The organism is Dolichospermum sp. LEGE 00246 (assembly GCF_015207865.1).
Classification (GTDB): Bacteria; Cyanobacteriota; Cyanobacteriia; order Cyanobacteriales; family Nostocaceae; genus Dolichospermum; species Dolichospermum heterosporum.
In genome coordinates, this window is sequence record NZ_JADEWA010000059.1 from 1 (window position 1) to 18,018 (window position 18,018).

At 37.2% G+C, this 18,018-nt stretch carries 14 protein-coding genes and 1 pseudogene; 8 read left to right on the forward strand and 7 right to left on the reverse strand.

The features are described 5' to 3' along the window. Nucleotides 1-514: 514 nt before the first annotated feature. The 5 genes from IQ228_RS06570 to IQ228_RS06590 are packed head-to-tail and all read left to right on the forward strand — an operon-like array spanning nt 515 to nt 5,464. Nucleotides 515-1,945: an NAD(P)/FAD-dependent oxidoreductase gene (locus IQ228_RS06570; protein WP_027403191.1), complete on the forward strand. Its 1,431-nt coding sequence runs from the start codon at nt 515-517 to the stop codon at nt 1,943-1,945. A gap of 11 nt (nt 1,946-1,956) precedes the next feature. After that, entirely contained in the window at nt 1,957-2,550 is a 594-nt protein-coding gene (locus IQ228_RS06575; protein WP_193962446.1) for a glycosyltransferase family 2 protein, read from the forward strand. Beyond that, entirely contained in the window at nt 2,550-3,287 is a 738-nt protein-coding gene (locus IQ228_RS06580; protein WP_228043727.1) for a glycosyltransferase, read from the forward strand. Before IQ228_RS06575 ends, IQ228_RS06580 begins: the two co-directional genes overlap by 1 nt. After that, nucleotides 3,284-4,195: an ABC transporter permease gene (locus tag IQ228_RS06585; protein WP_027403195.1), complete on the forward strand. Its 912-nt coding sequence runs from the start codon at nt 3,284-3,286 to the stop codon at nt 4,193-4,195. Before IQ228_RS06580 ends, IQ228_RS06585 begins: the two co-directional genes overlap by 4 nt. A 3-nt stretch (nt 4,196-4,198) precedes the next feature. Next, nucleotides 4,199-5,464: an ABC transporter ATP-binding protein gene (locus tag IQ228_RS06590; protein WP_193962447.1), complete on the forward strand. Its 1,266-nt coding sequence runs from the start codon at nt 4,199-4,201 to the stop codon at nt 5,462-5,464. Nucleotides 5,465-5,518: 54 nt separating this feature from the next. On the opposite strand, the gene IQ228_RS06595 is transcribed toward IQ228_RS06590, so the two are convergent. The 4 genes from IQ228_RS06595 to IQ228_RS06610 all read right to left on the reverse strand — a co-directional run bounded on the left by IQ228_RS06595 (nt 5,519) and on the right by IQ228_RS06610 (nt 10,491). Beyond that, nucleotides 5,519-6,373: a phytanoyl-CoA dioxygenase family protein gene (locus IQ228_RS06595; RefSeq protein ID WP_193962448.1), complete on the reverse strand. Its 855-nt coding sequence runs from the start codon at nt 6,371-6,373 to the stop codon at nt 5,519-5,521. A gap of 263 nt (nt 6,374-6,636) precedes the next feature. After that, nucleotides 6,637-8,592 (reverse strand): class I SAM-dependent methyltransferase, encoded by a 1,956-nt coding sequence (locus tag IQ228_RS06600; protein ID WP_193962449.1) that lies wholly within the window; start codon nt 8,590-8,592, stop codon nt 6,637-6,639. 12 nt (nt 8,593-8,604) lie between these two features. Continuing rightward, complete coding sequence (locus IQ228_RS06605; RefSeq protein WP_193962450.1) at nt 8,605-9,585, reverse strand: phytanoyl-CoA dioxygenase family protein; 981 nt, start codon at nt 9,583-9,585, stop codon at nt 8,605-8,607. A 9-nt stretch (nt 9,586-9,594) separates the two neighbouring features. After that, nucleotides 9,595-10,491 (reverse strand): phytanoyl-CoA dioxygenase family protein, encoded by an 897-nt coding sequence (locus IQ228_RS06610; protein ID WP_193962451.1) that lies wholly within the window; start codon nt 10,489-10,491, stop codon nt 9,595-9,597. A gap of 631 nt (nt 10,492-11,122) precedes the next feature. Between IQ228_RS06610 and IQ228_RS06615 the strand changes: the two genes are divergently transcribed. Beyond that, nucleotides 11,123-12,379: an RNA-guided endonuclease TnpB family protein gene (locus IQ228_RS06615; RefSeq protein ID WP_193962452.1), complete on the forward strand. Its 1,257-nt coding sequence runs from the start codon at nt 11,123-11,125 to the stop codon at nt 12,377-12,379. Nucleotides 12,380-12,388: 9 nt separating this feature from the next. Here the strand turns inward: IQ228_RS06615 and IQ228_RS06620 are convergent, their stop codons facing one another. After that, nucleotides 12,389-13,450, reverse strand: coding sequence for a UbiA family prenyltransferase (locus tag IQ228_RS06620; protein WP_027403200.1), 1,062 nt, complete (start codon nt 13,448-13,450; stop codon nt 12,389-12,391). An 11-nt stretch (nt 13,451-13,461) separates the two neighbouring features. On the opposite strand from IQ228_RS06620, the pseudogene cysC reads away from it, so the two are divergent. Continuing rightward, nucleotides 13,462-13,827, forward strand: a pseudogene (gene cysC, locus IQ228_RS06625) (adenylyl-sulfate kinase); the annotation flags it as partial. A gap of 54 nt (nt 13,828-13,881) precedes the next feature. Further along, complete coding sequence (locus IQ228_RS06630; RefSeq protein ID WP_051424369.1) at nt 13,882-15,051, forward strand: glycosyltransferase 87 family protein; 1,170 nt, start codon at nt 13,882-13,884, stop codon at nt 15,049-15,051. 287 nt (nt 15,052-15,338) lie between these two features. Here the strand turns inward: IQ228_RS06630 and IQ228_RS06635 are convergent, their stop codons facing one another. Together IQ228_RS06635 and IQ228_RS06640 are read right to left on the reverse strand one after the other, a co-directional pair. After that, a complete protein-coding gene (locus tag IQ228_RS06635) occupies nt 15,339-16,406 on the reverse strand; it encodes an NAD-dependent epimerase/dehydratase family protein (RefSeq protein WP_193962453.1) in 1,068 nt (355 codons plus the stop codon). Nucleotides 16,407-16,425: 19 nt separating this feature from the next. Then, nucleotides 16,426-18,018, reverse strand: a 1,593-nt coding sequence (locus IQ228_RS06640) for a hypothetical protein (RefSeq protein ID WP_193962454.1), incomplete at its 5' end; no start/stop codon positions are given.

Here is an 18,018-nt window from a genome sequence, read left to right on the forward strand (position 1 = left end):
CCATTAAACCAAGTATAAATTAATTAATGTAGATACTGACAAAAATTGGAAAACTTTCGTTTCAACTCTTGAAAAAATTCTCAAGGAATTTCGAGGAAATTATGTAATAAGTAGTGAGACAGAATTAATTACACAATGTCATTGCCAATGGAACGAAGTGAAATGAAGCAATCACAACCCCTGCGATTGCTTCCCTTCGGTCGCAATGACTGTAAATGTTTTTGTCCAATTACTTAGACATCTCCAAAAAAGATTGTAGAGACGTTCCATGGAACGTCTCTACAGGGTTTTCAGGTCAAGTATCTTTAATTTTTGGAGATGTCTAATTATTTTTGTCTGATACTTGATTGTGAAAAGAATATCAGTATTTACACTATTGTGCGGGAGGGGGGTAAGGTTGATAGTTTATAGCTATACTCATTAATAGAGATATTTAAAATCTGCCAAAAGACATATTTTCAGTTAACCTCGTGCTTTTTAAAAAACCTGTACGGCAAGTATACGGATCTACTAATTGACTAATCGAAAAACTGTCTTAATTATCGGTGCTGGTCCTGCTGGACTGATAGCAGCTTATGACTTGATTAAGCAAAATACTCAGCCAATTGTATTAGAAAAAGCTGATAGAGTCGGGGGAATTTCGCGTACAGAAACATACAAAGGGTATCGCTTTGATATTGGCGGTCACAGATTTTATACTAAAGTCCGAGAAGTTCAGCAACTTTGGTTAGAAATATTGGGGAATAACTTTCTAAAAGTCCCTCGTCTATCCCGCATTTACTACAATGGCAAGTTCTTTAACTATCCTTTGGAAGTAAATAACGCTTTATCAAATCTGGGATTTATTAACAGCTTGCTCATGTTATTTAGTTATTTGCAAGCTAAAATCAAGCCTCACCCAGTGGAAGAGAATTTTGAACAATGGGTTTGTAATCGTTTCGGTAAAAGGTTATATGAAACCTTTTTTAAAACTTATACTGAAAAAGTTTGGGGCATTTCCTGTACAGAAATTAGAGCAGATTGGGCAGCGCAACGCATTCAAGGAATGTCATTGAAAAGGGTAATTCTTGACAGTTTGGTTAAAAATCACCAAACTAAATCCTTGATTAAGGAATTTTATTACCCGGAATTAGGACCAGGGATGATGTGGGAAAAATGCCAAGAAATCATTACTAATCAGGGGGGAATAGTTCATCTCAATACCGAAGTAAACAAGATTTACCATCAACATAATCAAATTCAAAAAATTACCGTTCAGCAAGAAAATCAAACTTTTGATTTACAAGCAGACGAATTTATTTCTAGTATGCCAATTAGTGCTTTGATATTAAAGCTAGAACCACCAGCACCAACAGCAGTTTTACAAGCAGCACGCAGTTTGAAATATCGAGATTTTTTAATTGTGGCTTTAATAATTGATGCAGTTGATTTATTTCCAGATAACTGGATTTATATTCATAGTCCAGAATTTAAAGTAGGACGGATACAAAACTTTAAAAACTGGAGTCCGGCAATGGTTCCTGATAGTAGTAAAACTTGCTTGGGTATGGAATATTTTTGTTCTGAAGGTGATGAACTTTGGTCAAGATCCGATAGTGAATTAATCGAATTTGCTAGTAGAGAAATTGTAGATTTATCTCTATTGTCAAATATCAATAAAATTGAAGATGGGACAGTAATTAGACAATTAAAAGCTTATCCTGTTTATGATCAGGAATATCGTCAACATTTGCAGGTGATTCAAGATTATTTGCAGGGGTTTGATAACTTACAAACCATTGGACGGAATGGGATGCACCGTTATAATAATCAAGATCATTCGATGTTAACAGGATTATTAGCCGCGAAAAATGTTTTGGGGGAGAATCATGATTTGTGGGATGTAAATACTGAACGTTCTTATTATGAGGAGTTCACAAAAAAGGATTTAAGGAAAAATAACTAAAATCCACAGCTATGTTAGAAAACCAGATTTTATTCTCAATCATTGTTCCTACCTACAATCGTCCACAGCCATTAACTAATTGCTTGCAATCTCTAGCTAATCTAGATTATCCTCACAACTGCTTTGAGGTGATAGTAGTGGATGATGGTAGCACAATCTCTTTAGATAGGGTAGTTAAATCGTTTCAAAGTCAGCTAGATATCACCTTAATTCACCAAGCTAATGCAGGTCCAGCAATGGCTAGAAATACAGGTGCTAATCTGGCCAAAGGGCAATATTTAGGATTTACAGATGATGACTGCACTCTCGATCCAAATTGGCTCTCAGCCCTGGAAAATATCTTCTCTAAAAGACCAAATGCCCTCTTAGGAGGAAAAACCATCAACGCCTTACCGGACAACCCATACTCCACAGCTAGTCAATTACTCATTGATTATATTTACGATTATTACAATCTAAATTCTTCTCAACCTGAGTTTTTCGCTTCTAATAATTTTGCTGTTTCTAGGGAATTATTTAATCAAGTAGGACAATTTGATCTTAATTTTCCCTTAGCTGCGGCGGAGGATCGGGAATTTTGCGATCGCTGGTTATTTTCTGGATAATGCGAGATGTCTATGCTCAAGCCAAATATTGTTTCTTTGTCTCCAAACACAATTTGTCTTTAACAGAAGCTCAAATTGGTTACAGTCTGACCAATGCTGAAGTTGTCAGAAATCCCCATCGAGCTATAATTCCAGAGGCTTTACCTTATCCCCAACCAGAAAATGATTATTTTAAAATTGCTTGTGTTGGCCGTTTGTGGATTTTAGATAAAGGACAAGATGTTTTATTAAGAGTTCTCGCTGAAGATAAGTGGCAAAATCGCAATTTACATATCTCCTTTTTCGGACAGGGAGTTGATAGAGATGGACTCATTGACATGACCAAACTTTTAGGACTAAAAAACGTTAGTTTCCCTGGGTTTGTAGAGAATATTCTAGATATTTGGCATGATCATCACGCGCTGATTATGCCTTCTCGTGCGGAAGGTTTACCCATAGCTTTAGTAGAAGCGATGATGTGTGGTAGACCAGGAATTGTTACAGATGTTGGAGGTATTTCCGAGGTTGTAGAAGATGATCTAACTGGGTTTATAGCTAAGGGAGCTTTTTTTGCAGCAATTGATGAAGCTTTGGAACGAGCTTGGCAGCGTCGTTATGAATGGGAATATATTGGCAAGGAAGCATCTATATCCATTAGGGAGCTAATTCCTCCCCACCCAGAACAGATATTTGCTGATAAGTTGCTTCAGTTATCTACTTTGCCAGTTAATTCCGCATCTATGGGAGATAGAATGTGAATTTGCCTTCTTCTGAGTCCGAAAAAACCAGTAGTGATTTATCTAGTTCTGTAAGGATTAACAGTGCTAGAAGTCAGTTATTTTCAATTAGAGCATTTTTGACAAGTGCATGGCTGGATTTACGCTCATCGTCGGGATTTGCTAAACGACTGTTTTTGCAAAATATAGCCCAACGTTATCGTTATTCATCTCTTGGACTATTCTGGGCATTTGTTCCTTCAGCTTTAATAGCTATCTTACTAACATTGGGACAGCGCGATCAAATGCCCACTTTTGGCGATCGCATTCCTATTTTAATTGCAGGTACAGTGCCACCACAAGTTTATGGTATCTTTGGGCTAATTATGGCACAAACGTTTCTGGAAGCTTTAAATATTCAGCGGGTTTCACTTAACCAATACATTCACATATTGGTTAGACAAAAAGTTCCCTTAGAAGCTATTATGATGGCTGGTTTGGCGGAAACTACCTTTAACTTCTTGATGCGTCTGCCAGTGTTGATTGCTATTCTTTTAGTTTTTAATATCAATCCTGCTTTAACATTTCCTCTGGCTTTTTTGGGGATGGCCTCAATTATAAGTTTCGGCTCTGGTTTGGGTTTATTATTAGCTCCTTGGAATGCTTTAAGTAAAGATTTAGAAAATGTTATGCAGTTTTTCCCTTGGTTGGTATTTCTTGTTACTCCTGTATTTGTAATTGTACAACCCGGAAATTGGCTTTATTCTCTACAGCAATTTAATCCCCTAACTTATCTGTTTGAAGGAATAAGATTTTTAACCTATGGTGTGGGTACAGTTAATACTTTAGCTTTATTTACATTACTACCTCTAACTGTAATATTACTCTTAGTAAGTTGGTTATTTTGTCGTTTATGTTTACCTTATATAATCGAGCGATCGCTAAATTAAATTATGGAAAAGATACTTTTAGAAACAAAGCATTTATCAAAACGATTTTGTCGTAATCCCAAGTTATCAATCCGATATACAATTGCAGATATTTTCTGGGAATTTCGCCGTAAATCCGAGGGGGAAAATCGTTTACGTCCTGGCGAATTTTGGTCTATTTATGATGTCAATTTACAATTGAGAGCAGGTGAGGTGCTAGGCTTAATTGGACATAATGGTGCTGGTAAAAGCACATTGATTAATTTAATTATGGGGATTTTACGTCCCACATTAGGTCAGGTAATATGGCATACTAATCAAGTAGTGATGATAGATGCTCAAGCTGGATTAAATACTTTTCAAACAGGGCGAGAAAATATCTATAATCAACTATCAAGATATGGCTTCAGTGAATCCCAAATCAAACAAAAGATCAATCACATTATTGATTATTCAGGTATTGAAAGCTTTATTGATGCTCCCGTAGGTACATATAGTACAGGAATGCGATTAAAGTTAGCATTTTCTATTTATACTCAACTGCAACCAGATGTTTTTATCATAGATGAAGCTTTAGGAGGTGGTGATATTCACTTCCAGCAGAAGTTTCAAATTTATCTCAGAGATTATATTCAAAAAGGTGGAGCCATATTATTGGTTTCTCATCAAATGTATCAAATCAAATCACTATGTCATCAAGTTGTTCTTTTGAATCAGGGACAAGTACATAATACTGGTAAACCTGATGATATAATTCACGCTTACAATGATTTGATGGAGCAGAATTATTCCCTATCAATAGTTAATAATCCATACGAACAAGCAAATGAAGATGAATATCTAATAACAGGAGAGAAACTAGGTACAGTCAAAATTGAACAAGTAGAGGTAGTTGCTACAAACGGGGAAGAAATTTTTCCAGGTAGTCAAGTTCAAATTCGATTAACTTGTCATTCACAACTTGATAACCACCCGATCCTTATTGGTTTTTCTTTAAGAAAAGATGGACTTTTTGAGATGGCGAATATGACTGGGAGTTATGGAGATCAGCGTTATCAAATAAAAGCAGGACAAAATGAATTTAGATGCACAATTAATCAATTGCCACTCCTCCCAGGAAAATATCAGTTAGAAGTACATGTGGTAGAGTATGACACCCATGACATTTTAGGATGGAAAGGGATCAGAGATCAACTTTACAGCTTTGAGGTTAAAGGTTTGGCAGACCCTAGTTTGAATTTTTCTCGAAGTGCTAAATGCCTATTTCATATTCCAGTACAATGGGAGTAGAAATTACTCTTATTTTTGATTTTACCGATCCTGCGATGCAAAATAGTTGACTTTTCAAACAATGCCTAACCGCTTGATTACCCGTTGAAAGAAGCCAAAGGGTTGAGAATTATTCCTTTGGAACTCATTTTCAAGTAAATCTGATTCAAACGGTTCAGAATGAATAACTCGATAATTCCTCAATAGCTCTTGATTGCTTGCCTCATCACCGCACTGTCTACTGTAGAAATCATTGTCAACGGAATAGATCAGGATTTTCCCATCTTGACGAGTTATATGCCAGAGGTCGGCTTCGTCTGGGATAAAGACACAATTTCCAGCAATACGGGGAGACAATGATTTGTTGGCAGGGGATGCATGAATCGTCCGCATATCATAACAGACAGCCTGTCCGATTTCTAGGTCAATCTCAGTCATGCTTGAGATGGCGATGTCTGTATAATTCCTATAAAGATTTGACCCACACAGGGGTGTGTAATGATGAGATCCTGCCAATATGTGTAACCGTCCCGCCTCAGAAGTAAGTTCTGTAAGAGGAGTCCAGACAGCGACGGCTGAGTACTGCTTGTGGTCAACAAAGGTCAAGTCAGTATGGGGTGAAACAACACTGGTCTCTCCAGGGTGCTTGGCAACAAACGCTCCACTCACGAATTTATAAGCATCAAACAAATTAAGTGCCTTTTCCCCAATCACACGACGAAGCAGGTTTTGTGCCTTTAACTTACGCTCGAAATCAGTATCATGACATGAGAATACACAGCCTTGCTCTTTGTTTGGATAGAGATATTGATAAGCCTCAGCCAAGTTTTTTAATTCACCAGGTTCAGCCAAATTTACAACCACATAGCCTTTGTTTGAGAACTCTTCTTGAAGGACTGAATCTTTGAAAGCGTGACGAATATTTTTCATATTTTGAAGTTAAGTAAGGAATGTGAATTAAATAAGGTGCAAAAGTAGGGTGTGTTAGCGACAGCGTAACGCACCATTCCAGGTTACATCAGAATTGCAGGTTATTAAATTTGCGTTCCTAAGTTGGCATAATAAACTTACTTACATACTTGGCTTTGTCAAATCTGTGAAACATCTTCTTTGGCAAGATATTCGTTAACTTAACATTTGTTGTATAGATAGATTGATTATTTAATGCCAACTTAATTAGTAGTGTCTAGTCATCAATGATAATTGTACGCAAAAATTTCTATCGGTCGTATGACTGCCCGCTCTGGGTTATCCAATTTCGGAAGCCAGAAAACATTGGTATGTCGCATAAAGTTTTCCCAAGCTGCCGGAGAATAGGTGTACTGGGGTTCTCGCAAATAAATGATACCAAATCCTAACTCACTAATCAGGTCCACCGTACTGGGAAGGTCTGGCATAATCAGACAGTAAATTCGATTCAACTCACGCAAATCTTCTGCCTGCACTTCGAGCAGATGGGGACTGGAACGGTAATCTGCCGCGTAAAAGTCCTTAATGTAAATGCACCCACCTGGCTTGAGGACTTGTTTTGCTTGTCGGATAACCTCTCGATAATCCTCAGCGTGGCAGAGCGATTCCAGAAATAAAACCCGGTCGAAGTGGGCGGGTGGATAAATTTTTGCAAGTTGGTGAAAATCCCCTTTTCTCACAGTAATACGGTTTTGCAGCCCTCGATCCTGAATGCGTTGTTGCCCCTCCGCAACCTGAACTTCAGAAAGCGTGACTGCTTCAATCCTCAAGTTTCGGCGTTCAGCAAACGCGATGGCAGGTCCACAGACACCGCACCCCGCATCTAACACTGTCATGCCATCCTCTAACTGAGCCGCGCCAATAATATAATCGAGTAGTTCATCCGTCGAATCAGGTCTTGATCCCTGAAAAACCTCTCCAAAGCCCTCGATATAGCTTTGAGTCCACTCGTTGTAGTAATTGGTGACATCGGCAACCGTATGCTGGTTAATCGGAGTGCCAGCTTGACGAATCACACCTGATGTCTGAGGAACGGACAGCACCTTTGCTGTTGATCGGGGCTTCATACCCAGGATATCCATACAAGTTGCAGCAATGCGAGTCAGAACTGAAGGCACTTTTGCTATCCCTGATGTCATTACCTTCTGCTGAGTATCGTCCAAACTCACCCTCATTTCTGGGTTCATTGCTGACAAGTTATGGATTACGTTCGGAGAGTCGATTTTCTGGCGGATTTCGTCCTCCTTCTCAAGGAGTTCCAGAAACTCCTCCTCAGAAATATTAGGGATATCGGGATAAAGTTCACGTCGAATTTTATCAGGATTCTGCATTCGTTCCTCAAACTCTTCCAGAGTATAGGCGTGATTGTTATTAGGGGTAATTGCCAGCAGTTTTAGATCGCTTGGTCTCGGTATTGGTTTACCAAAGACGGTTTCGGTTAAAAATTTATCTGTTGCCTCATACAATTCAAACTGCTGGGGAGCCTTGGGGTCAAAATGGACATGAATAGGTGTCACTTCCTTTGGGATACACATACAGTGAATAGCATATCGTGTGTAGTCTGTCATATTATTCGGCGACCAATGAAGCATACTATCTTCAAAAATGACAGCTTCCCCTGCCTTTGATGGTAGCGGAATCGAGTATTTATCTCGAATAACTTGGGTATAATCTTTAAAAAAAGGATCGTAGCTACACGTATGATGAACGATTTTTGGAAAGATTTTGTGGCTTCCTGGAACAGCATGGAACGTGCCATTAGAAACGTCTGTATCCGTTAAAGGACACCAGATGTCCATCAGCCAATATTTCTCTTCATCAATGTTTATCTGGTGGTGATAATGAATGTCAATCCATCCCCCTTTTGGAGCCTTAATAAACAATCCACAACTCATGATGCGGTAGCCGTCAAATAGTTGCTCAACGTGAGGGAATAGAACTTCCTTTACAATCCTGGAACCAAATTCACGTAGATACTCAGAATCTACCGCAGCATAACTAGAAAAAATGTAGGGGTGTGAAGAAGCATCGCTATGGGGCTGAAAATCACTTTCAGGACAGACTTTACGAACCTGATTCAACAAATACTGAATTTCCGATTCTGACAAAATTTGCTGCTGAATATAGCCTCTTTTTATCAACAAGCTATTTTGAGTTTCATTATGAAGTATGTTTCGCATGGTAATTGCTCCCTAGTTAAAAGTTACGTTCGGAGAATAGATTTTCTGGCGGATTTCGTCCTCATTCTGAAGGAGTTCCAGAAACTCCTCCTCAGAAATATTAGGGATATTGGGATAAAGTTCACGTCGAATTTTATCAGGATTCTGCATTCGTTCCTCAAACTCTTCCAGAGTATAAGCGTGATTGTTATTAGGGATAATTGCCAGCAGTTTTAGATTGTTTGGTCTTGGTAATGATTTATCAAAGACGGTTTCGGTTAAAAATTTATCTGTTGCCTCATACAGTTCAAACTGCTGGGGAGTCTTAGGATCAAAATGCACATGAATGGGCATCACTTCTTTTGGGATACAGGTACAGTGAATAACATATCGTGGGTAGTCTGTCATATTATTCGGCGACCAATGCAGCATACTATCTTCAAAAATGACCGCCTCCCCTGCCTTTGATGGTAGCGGAATCGAATATTTATCTCGAATAACTTGGGTATAATTTTGAAAAAAAGGACCGTAACCGTCCGTATGATGAATGATTTTTGGAAAGATTTTGTGGCTTCCTGGAACAGCATGGAACGTGCCATTAGAAACGTCTGTATCCGTTAAAGGACACCAGATGTCCATCAGCCAATATTTCTCTACATCAATGATTATCTGGTGATGATAATGAATGTCAAGCCATCCACCTTTTGGAGCCTTAATAAACAATCCACAACTAATCATACGGTAGTTGTCAAAAATTTGCTCAACGTGAGGGAATAGAACTTCCTGTACAATCCTGGAACCAAATTCGCGTAGATTCTGAGTATGTGTATAACTGGAAAAGATGTAGGGGTGTGAAGAAGTTTCTCTATGGGGCTGAAAATCATTTTCAGGACAGACTTTACGAACCTGATCCAACAAATACTGAATTTCGGATTCGCACAAAATTTGCTGTTGAATATAACCTCTTTTGATCAACAAGCTATTTTGGGTTTCATTATTAAGTATTTTTCGCATGGTAATTACTCACGAGTTAGGATTTGTGTTCGGAAAGTAGATTTTCTGGCGGATTTCGTCTCCTTTTTTGAGGAGTTCAATAAATTCTTCTTCAGAAATATAACGGTTCTTGTTCTCGACAAAGCCCAGACTTTTCCAGTGGGGCTGACGGACAATCATATCGGTTATTGACTGAGATAGGAAAAACTCTTCATCCACCTCAATTTTCTCAAAGTGTTCTGGATGATTCTGATCAAAGAGATATAGAAAGGGCGTTGCGTCACTTGGCACACAAAAAATCTGGACAGCAATTCTTGCTACCTCAGAGTTATTCACTGGTGTCCAGTGGATAAGTCCATCATCAAATATCAGCCCTTCCCCAGCCCGCATCGGTATCGGCTGAAGGTATTTTTCCATCAGGGCTTCCTGAATGTCTTTAAAATAGGGGGAACACATAACACTTTCAACGTGAGGAATAATTTTATGGCTACCGGGAACAACGTGAATTCCGCCATTGTGAGCATCTACATCTTGTAAAGGACACCAGAGGGTTACTGTCGTATCCTCCATTTCTAACGCCGTCCAGTTTTGATGAATCTTCATTGCTCCACTATGCGGCGGCTTAACAAAGAAGTTGGCATTGACAATCTCGAAGTCTGGCATATACCGCTTTAAATAGGGATTAAAGACCTTTTTAATCAAGCCGAATGCCTGACGTTTGTAGTCGACGTTTTTATCAAGAAAAGAGCAGTGATAAGAAGTCCAATATTTTTCACCAGGTGGTGGGTTAAAGTTATCATCAGGACGCAATTTCCCAATTTCCGAGATCAAGTAGGATATTTCTTTGGCAGAGAGCATCGGAACCTGGACATATCCAGCAGGTAGGAACTGATCCTGTAATACTGAGTCGGCAAAAAACTGTCTCATATTTCCCTGTTCTCCGTCATTTGCGGAACCTAATATTTAACTTACTGTTGCTATGGCTAAAACTAGATTAGTATATATGAATCTATGATAAACAAGTTGGCGTTAAACAATGAATATATGTAACGAAATGTAAATTCAACAAATACTTGATAAATAGGTGATTTCAGGGTTTTTACAAAACAAAATGTATATTGATTTGATCGTGCCGAATTAGAGGATGTTTGAAAAGTTTCCGGCGATTAGAAAGATGCCTCCGGCTCCCGTCAGGGATACGCGACTACACAAACAAAGTCCACCTGCGTGGACTAATCAAAAATTAAGGCTTTTGAACCCACGAAGGTGGGTTTCGTCTGTGTAGCCGCGACTTCGAGTCGCCAGGTGGGTAATAAATTAGACTTTTCAAAAAACTTTTTACTTAGCTTAACTACTACGCCGTAAGTCCCCCACTGAATTTGGTACTCCAAATCAGTGGCGGGATATAAGGCGGGAAAAACCGAAATCGTTCTCAATCAATACGAGGCATAGCCGAGTAAGAGCAAAGAACATTTGAGGGTTTTCCAATATTATGTATTATGCCATTACTCAAAATAATATATCATGCTAAAATAGAGGTATCCAGGAGGTAATTTGGGTGATACACAAGGCTGTTCAAGTTCGTATATATCCATCAAAAGAACAGGAAACACAACTAGCGCAATCTTTTGGATGTGCTAGGTGGTGGTGGAATTATGCTCTAAATAAGTCAATTGAGACTTACAAAGAGACGAGTAAAGGACTTAGCCGTGCTGCACTCAACGCATTACTTCCTGTTCTCAAAAAAGCAGAAGATACTATTTGGTTAGGTGATTGTTATAGCCAAGTTTTACAGGCTACAACACTAAATTTAACTACAGCGTATAAAAACTTTTTTGATAAACGTGCGGGGTTTCCTAAATTCAAATCTAAGCACGGTAAACAGTCTATCCAATATCCTCAAAACGTCAAGGTTGTAGATGGTAATATCAAACTTCCCGGCAATATAGGGATAGTCAAAGCCAAAATACATAGACCTATTGATGGCAAAATTAAGACTGTCACTATTAGTAAAACTCCATCAGGTAAATATTTTGCATCTATCCTGACTGAAGTAGAAGGTGTTTCGACTCCGCTCAACACAAGGGAAAATCCAACTATTTCCGAAGGGAAGATTTATGGTATTGATTTAGGATTAAAACATTTTGCTGTTGTCACTGATGGTGAAAAGGTTGTCTTATATGATAACCCTAAACACCTTGCCAAGCAGGAAAAAAACCTTAAACGCAAACAGAAAAAATTAGCACGTAAACAAAAGGGAAGTAAATCAAGAAATAGATATAGAAAAGTTGTTGCCAAAGTGTACGAACGGGTTAGTAATTCTCGGCAAGATTTTCTACATAAACTTAGTTATAAGTTAGTCAGCGATAGCCAAGCTGTTATAGTAGAGAATCTTCATGTCAAAGGCATGGTTCGTAATCACAATTTGGCAAAATCAATATCTGATGTTGGATGGGGGACATTCACTAATTTTTTAGCCTATAAGCTAGAACGTAAAGGTGGTAAATTAGTTGAGATTGATAGATGGTTTCCCAGTTCTAAGCTCTGTTCTAATTGTTTTTATCAAGTGAGTGATATGCCACTAGATGTCCGTGAATGGACTTGTCCTCATTGTGGTAGTCATCATGATAGAGATGGAAACGCAGCGATAAATATTAGAGTAGAGGGTATCAGAATCATCAAGGCGGAAGGTGCAGCCGTTTCTGCTGTAGGAGGGGAGATAAGACCAAAACTTGGTCGAAAGTCTAAGTTGCGGCACTCCCCTATGAGTACAGAAGCCGACACTGTACTTGGTACTCCAAGTCAGTGTGGGTAGTTCACTAGATTAACTTTTTTGAAACTTACTGAAATAATTAGGAATCTCCCATCTTAGCAGACCATGAATATCTCTAAGCCACCACCGTAAATGATTTGGATAAAGTATCAAATGAATTCCTGAAAAGATTAGATTAAGTGGATTCTGCCAGGCTGCTGAGACTAAAAAGGCTAAGGGATAAAATAAAGCGTAGTATTCTTCTAGGAGCATACTATCTGAGGAAACAGGCGCAACAATAATACTATTAATTTGCCAAAAATGGTATCTTAGCCATTGTGTTACCAAATGAATTAGCAGAAAAATAATAAGTAAGTAATTGCCACAAATAATCACCATGCCAGTGAAGGCTATAACTTCTAGTGGAAAAACAACCCATTGACCTAAGCCTTTTAAGGTTTTGATAGATGTTTGAACTGCAAAAGTATTAACTCCAGTTAAACGATCATTCTCTATATCTTTTATCTGATGCCAGAGAATCCCTCGTAACCCAGTCGCCAGTGACCAAATGCCTACTAGAATTATCCATAGTAATGGAATCTTTTGCTCCGAAGCATGAGCTATCCAGACCACTGCAAATAAATTTGGCAGCAAATGCGCCCCAGTCGCATCAGCTAAGACACCTAAAAATCCCCTTTGTTTTAACCGTATAGGCGGAATTGAGTAACAAATGAAAATCAGCCAGTTACTGATATAAATAGCAAGAGCTAAAGGTAATTTAATTAAACATCCTATTACTAAAAGCCCTGGAAATAGACATAATATAATTGCTATGCCCTTGAAGGATTTTGAACGACCGGCTAAACCATTAGATTTACCCACTATGAGATCCTCATCTTGATCTGAGATATCATTTAGGAGGTGAGCATAAATTGCGACCACTGTTAAAGATATCAGGAGAAATATGAGTGAATTCCATAGGGAAACAAGTGGAATATTGAGAATTGACGCTGTAGCATAGGCTGTAGCTAGTACAGGTGATCCCTTAGATGCCCACCATTCATTAGATCGGGTAATAGTAGCTAACTTTTGTAATCGAATGAATAATAGATTAATCGCTCCCAAATTTTTCATAATTTAACTCTGAAAAACATTGTAACATTCGTCGGATTGGATTTGTGGCTAGTTTATTGAGTCGTCATCAAGTAATTGTGATTGTCTCCGCTATCAGTCCCTATCAAAAAACTAGAGAAGAAGTAAGAGAAATGACAGAAAACTTTGTAGAAGTTTATGTCAAAGCATCCTTAGATACTTGTGAAAAAAGAGATGTGAAAGGTTTATATGCAAAAGCTAGAAGTGGAGAAATTAAACAATTTACAGGTATTGATGATCCCTACGAAGAACCTGTCAATGCTGAAATTATTTGTCATACTGAATATGAAACTGTTGACGAAAGTACAAGTAAGGTGATATTTTATCTAAAAGAAATGGGATATCTTTCAATTTCATAATAACTCTCTTGAACTAATAGCAACACTAAGCAAAAACATCAGATACTATTTCAAATGAATAACCCAGTATTTTTCAAAAAGCTGACTCCTGCAAAAATTATCTTTGGTCTATCTACAGTTTTAACTATACTCTGTTTTGCTTACTTTATCAAAGGCTATTATTACTTAATTGTAGATCAGGAAATTGGTGCAGCAGATTTATATAGTCGCTGGAAAGAACAACAATATATTTATCGGGGTTTATATCCCTACGATATTACTAGAAATTCACCTTTTATAGACCCCCAACTAGGTGCTGTAACCTCTGGGGGATATCCACCTTGGGCTTTTTTCTCAGGCTTGATATTTTTTCCACCTATTTCTTTGGAATTAACTCGCTGGTATCATGCTTTATTAAATACCATAGCCTTAGTTATTTTAGCTATTTTTGCTTATCAAATAGGCAAACGTTATGGAAAATTAAAAACCTGGTTTACAGTCAGTGCTTGTCTCTCACTTGCTAGTCATTCTACTACCTTGAGTGCTGGACAATATGGCATTATTATTAATGCCTTGTTAATTGTTATGTTTTGGTTATTGCAGAAAAATTATAATTTATCAGCAGGGTTAATTTTAGGTTTAGCTTTACTCAAACCAAATATTTCTGCCCTTTACTTTTTTATCCCCGTTATCAAAAAAAGAATTAATGCGGTCATAGCTTGCTGTTTGTATATTGTTATTTCTAGTTCAATAATAGGAATATTGGTGAAAGTTTCTCCTATTTATATGGTTGAGAAAATGATTAAAGTTTCCCAATACTATGTTGATACAGGAACTTCGGGAATCAATGTTTTAATGAAATTCGGAATTAATCCACTTGTAGCAACAATATTATTAGCTGTAGTGGCCACTGTTGTAATTATCGGGTTATTTTATTTATTTAAGGATCATTCTTTGTTGTTTCTCTTTGCTGTTGCTTCTGTCATAGGTCGGTTATGGACTTATCATCTAGTTCATGATAATGTCATGTTAGTTTTCTTGTTATTAGCAGTAATTGATTTGACTTTTAATAAGCCAAATAAATCAAATGTTTTGATATTAACCTTAGTTTTATTGAGTTTATTAATTCCTTCAAAAGTCACGGATTTACCATTTGTACAAATCATTCAAAGTACAATTTGGATTACTGCTTTCTTTTACCTTCTGATTTGCCAAAAACAATTTAAAGAAGAAGTAAGTAAGTAGGTCTGCGGAAAAGTTTATAACTATGTAACGAAAAGTTAGGAATGAGTATATTTGTTGAATTTAATACGTTATGTACTGTATTGTTCTCTTTCTCCCCTGGACTTGACCCCATTCATTACGAGAAAAAACATGAGGTTCTTGCGGTACTTGAGTCTTTGGTAATAGACATCTGGTGGTAATTAAATGTGCATAACCACCAAACCCTTGTAGGGACAATTCATGAATTGTCCCTACGATAATTTTCACTCCTATGGCTATTTGCCCAAGTTTGAGTGAAAAAACAACTCTTAATTAAAAATATCACTGACTTGGGACTCAAATTGACAAATCCACTCATAAATTTCAGTTAGGGTCTTTTTGGCATCTCTTTGAGGTTGCCATCCAGTAGCATTCATCACTTTGAGAGAATCTGTAATAAAGATTGGTACATCACCAATTCTATTTTCGGGAATAGGGGTAATGGGAATTTGATTCTGGGTAATTTCTTGACAAAGCTGAGTTGTTTCCCACAGTGAAAGGGTGTTATTAACTCCACCACCAACGTTAAAAGTTTGCCCCTTTAATTCCTCCAAACTACAAATCTGGATGTCAATTAGGTCTAATAAATCTGCTATGTGTAAAAAGTCTCTAACTTGTTTACCAGTCCCCCCATAACCAATGTATTTTAAAGGTTTTTGAAAGTAGTGAAACGCCATCCACAAAGCAAACACACCTTGATCTACTTTGCCCATTTGCCAAGGACCAGTTAGGACTCCACAACGATTAATCAGAGTTCTGATTCCATAAGCATCAGCATATTCAGCAATCAGTAATTCTGAAGCGAGTTTAGTTGAGCCATAAAGAGAGCGGGCTTTATCTAAGGGAAATTCCTCAGAGATACCATGATTTGATGCCCCTACTAAAGGCTGTTGTTCTAAGAGTTGAAAACGGGTTTCTGTTTCTGTAAATTCCAAAGCATTGAGGTAAGCAATGGGATAAACCCGACTGGTAGACAGAAAAATAAAATCCGCTTGAGTTTGTCGTGCTAATTCTAAGCAGTTAATTGTTCCTACCAAATTAGTTTGCAGCACATAACCCGGAGAAGTATACCCAGCTAATACTGAAGGTTCAGCGGAGCATTCTAAAATTAAATCAGGTTGAAGTGCGATGGGATCTAAATCTTCTTGACTTCTAATATCACCATGAACAAACTGAATCCCCGCTTGTTTAAGTCTGGGTAAATTCAATTCTGAACCTCGTCGCTTTAAGTTATCTAAAGCGGTAATTTTCCAGTCAGGATAGCGTTGAGCAAGTCCTAGACCCAAAGCACTACCTACAAATCCTGCTCCACCTGTGATTAAAATCTGTTTGCTCATGGGATTTATTTTGTATTAGTTAATCAAGTAATTTATTTGATAGAAAACTTAGTTCTATTTTCGGTACGTACAAAAGAGAATTGCTTGCTTGGAAACTGAATGACTTAACTTTTGCTGGTAATTGTCCTCGCAAGAATGACAAAGCTTCATTATCATCTTTGGGGAGGTGACTGACTATAACGCCATTTTCTGAATTTTCTGGAATTATTCTATAAGTATTTTGAGATCCGTCTACATAAATTATTTTCATCATTACAGGTGGTGATCTAAAGAGAGTTTTATAAATTTTTCCTAAAAGGGAATATTGAAACTTAACTTTTGCCCTAATTATCTTCCCATTACCAACTTCTATAGAATAAGCATTATTCCAAGGAATTGATGATATTTCACCCAAAGAATCTGGCAAACATCGGCTCACCTGACGCTTTTCTAAAAGGACTATATTTGAGAGTTTAGGAGTCTTGATAAAATCAGGTACATCTCCTGATGGTTCGTAATTACAGAAAACATAAGAAAAAGTCTTAGGTTCATCAAAGAAAGGATGTCTACCATCAATTGCCATGAAATTATAAAAAATATAATCTCTTGGTAATTTTGACATACTTTCAAAGTTGAAATTATCGAGAGTCTTTGTATATGCTGAATAAGATTGGAATATTGGTCTAGGTTTCCAGTTAAGTTGGTTAGCGGGAACTAATGAAATTTCCCAAGGAATGATATCTATTGTTTTGCCATTAACTAAGTTTTTAACATTGTCGGGAAGTTGAACATCGGCTAGATTACCTCTGGTTTCTTTATCTATTGTCAACCTTAAGTTTTTTATATCAAATAGATAGCTAAGATTGTTTATAGCCTGTTTAGGCATTAATGTTTTGGCTTGATTTCTTGGACTGATATAAGGGAAAGAAATGAGTAAGGAGGCGATCAATATATAAGCAAAGAAATAGTAAGATATTTTTTGATGGCGAAATTTGGAAATTCTCAGAATTAATAGTGAAGTAACTAGGGGAACTACTATAGCAAAAACTACAACATGACCATCTTGACGAACAAAACCGTGTTTAAAGGATAGAAAAATAACAAAAAATAAGGACAAAGATAAATTTAAATATCCTTCCTTTGTTATCAAAAACATCAGCCAGATTATCAAAAAAAAGTCTGATATAGCAATTGCTAGTTGAATCTTGAAAAAATTAAATTTAGTGAAGCCGAATATACTCATTGCGCTGGAATAACCTGATGATATCTCCAATGAGTTTTTCAGGTAATCTATTAAAGAAGGAGATTCACTAAAGAAGATTGTATGAACTAGCAATAAGCAGTAGATAACATAAAATACCAACCAAGGTAATAAGAGATTATTTCTAAATATATTGCATAACTTAGCTACTATTTTTCCTTTCGACTCAGATTTTTTCTTAATTAGCTTTTGAACTAACCCAACTGATACTGCCATTCCCCCTGCTATCAAAAGATTAATCATTATCTTGTTTAAGGATAATAGAAATTGATCTGGTGCTAAAAAAATTAAAGTTATAGAAATGAATCCTAAACCAGAATTTATGATTGCAAAAACATAATTAACTAGCTCTATTTTTGATTTATTTCTAAA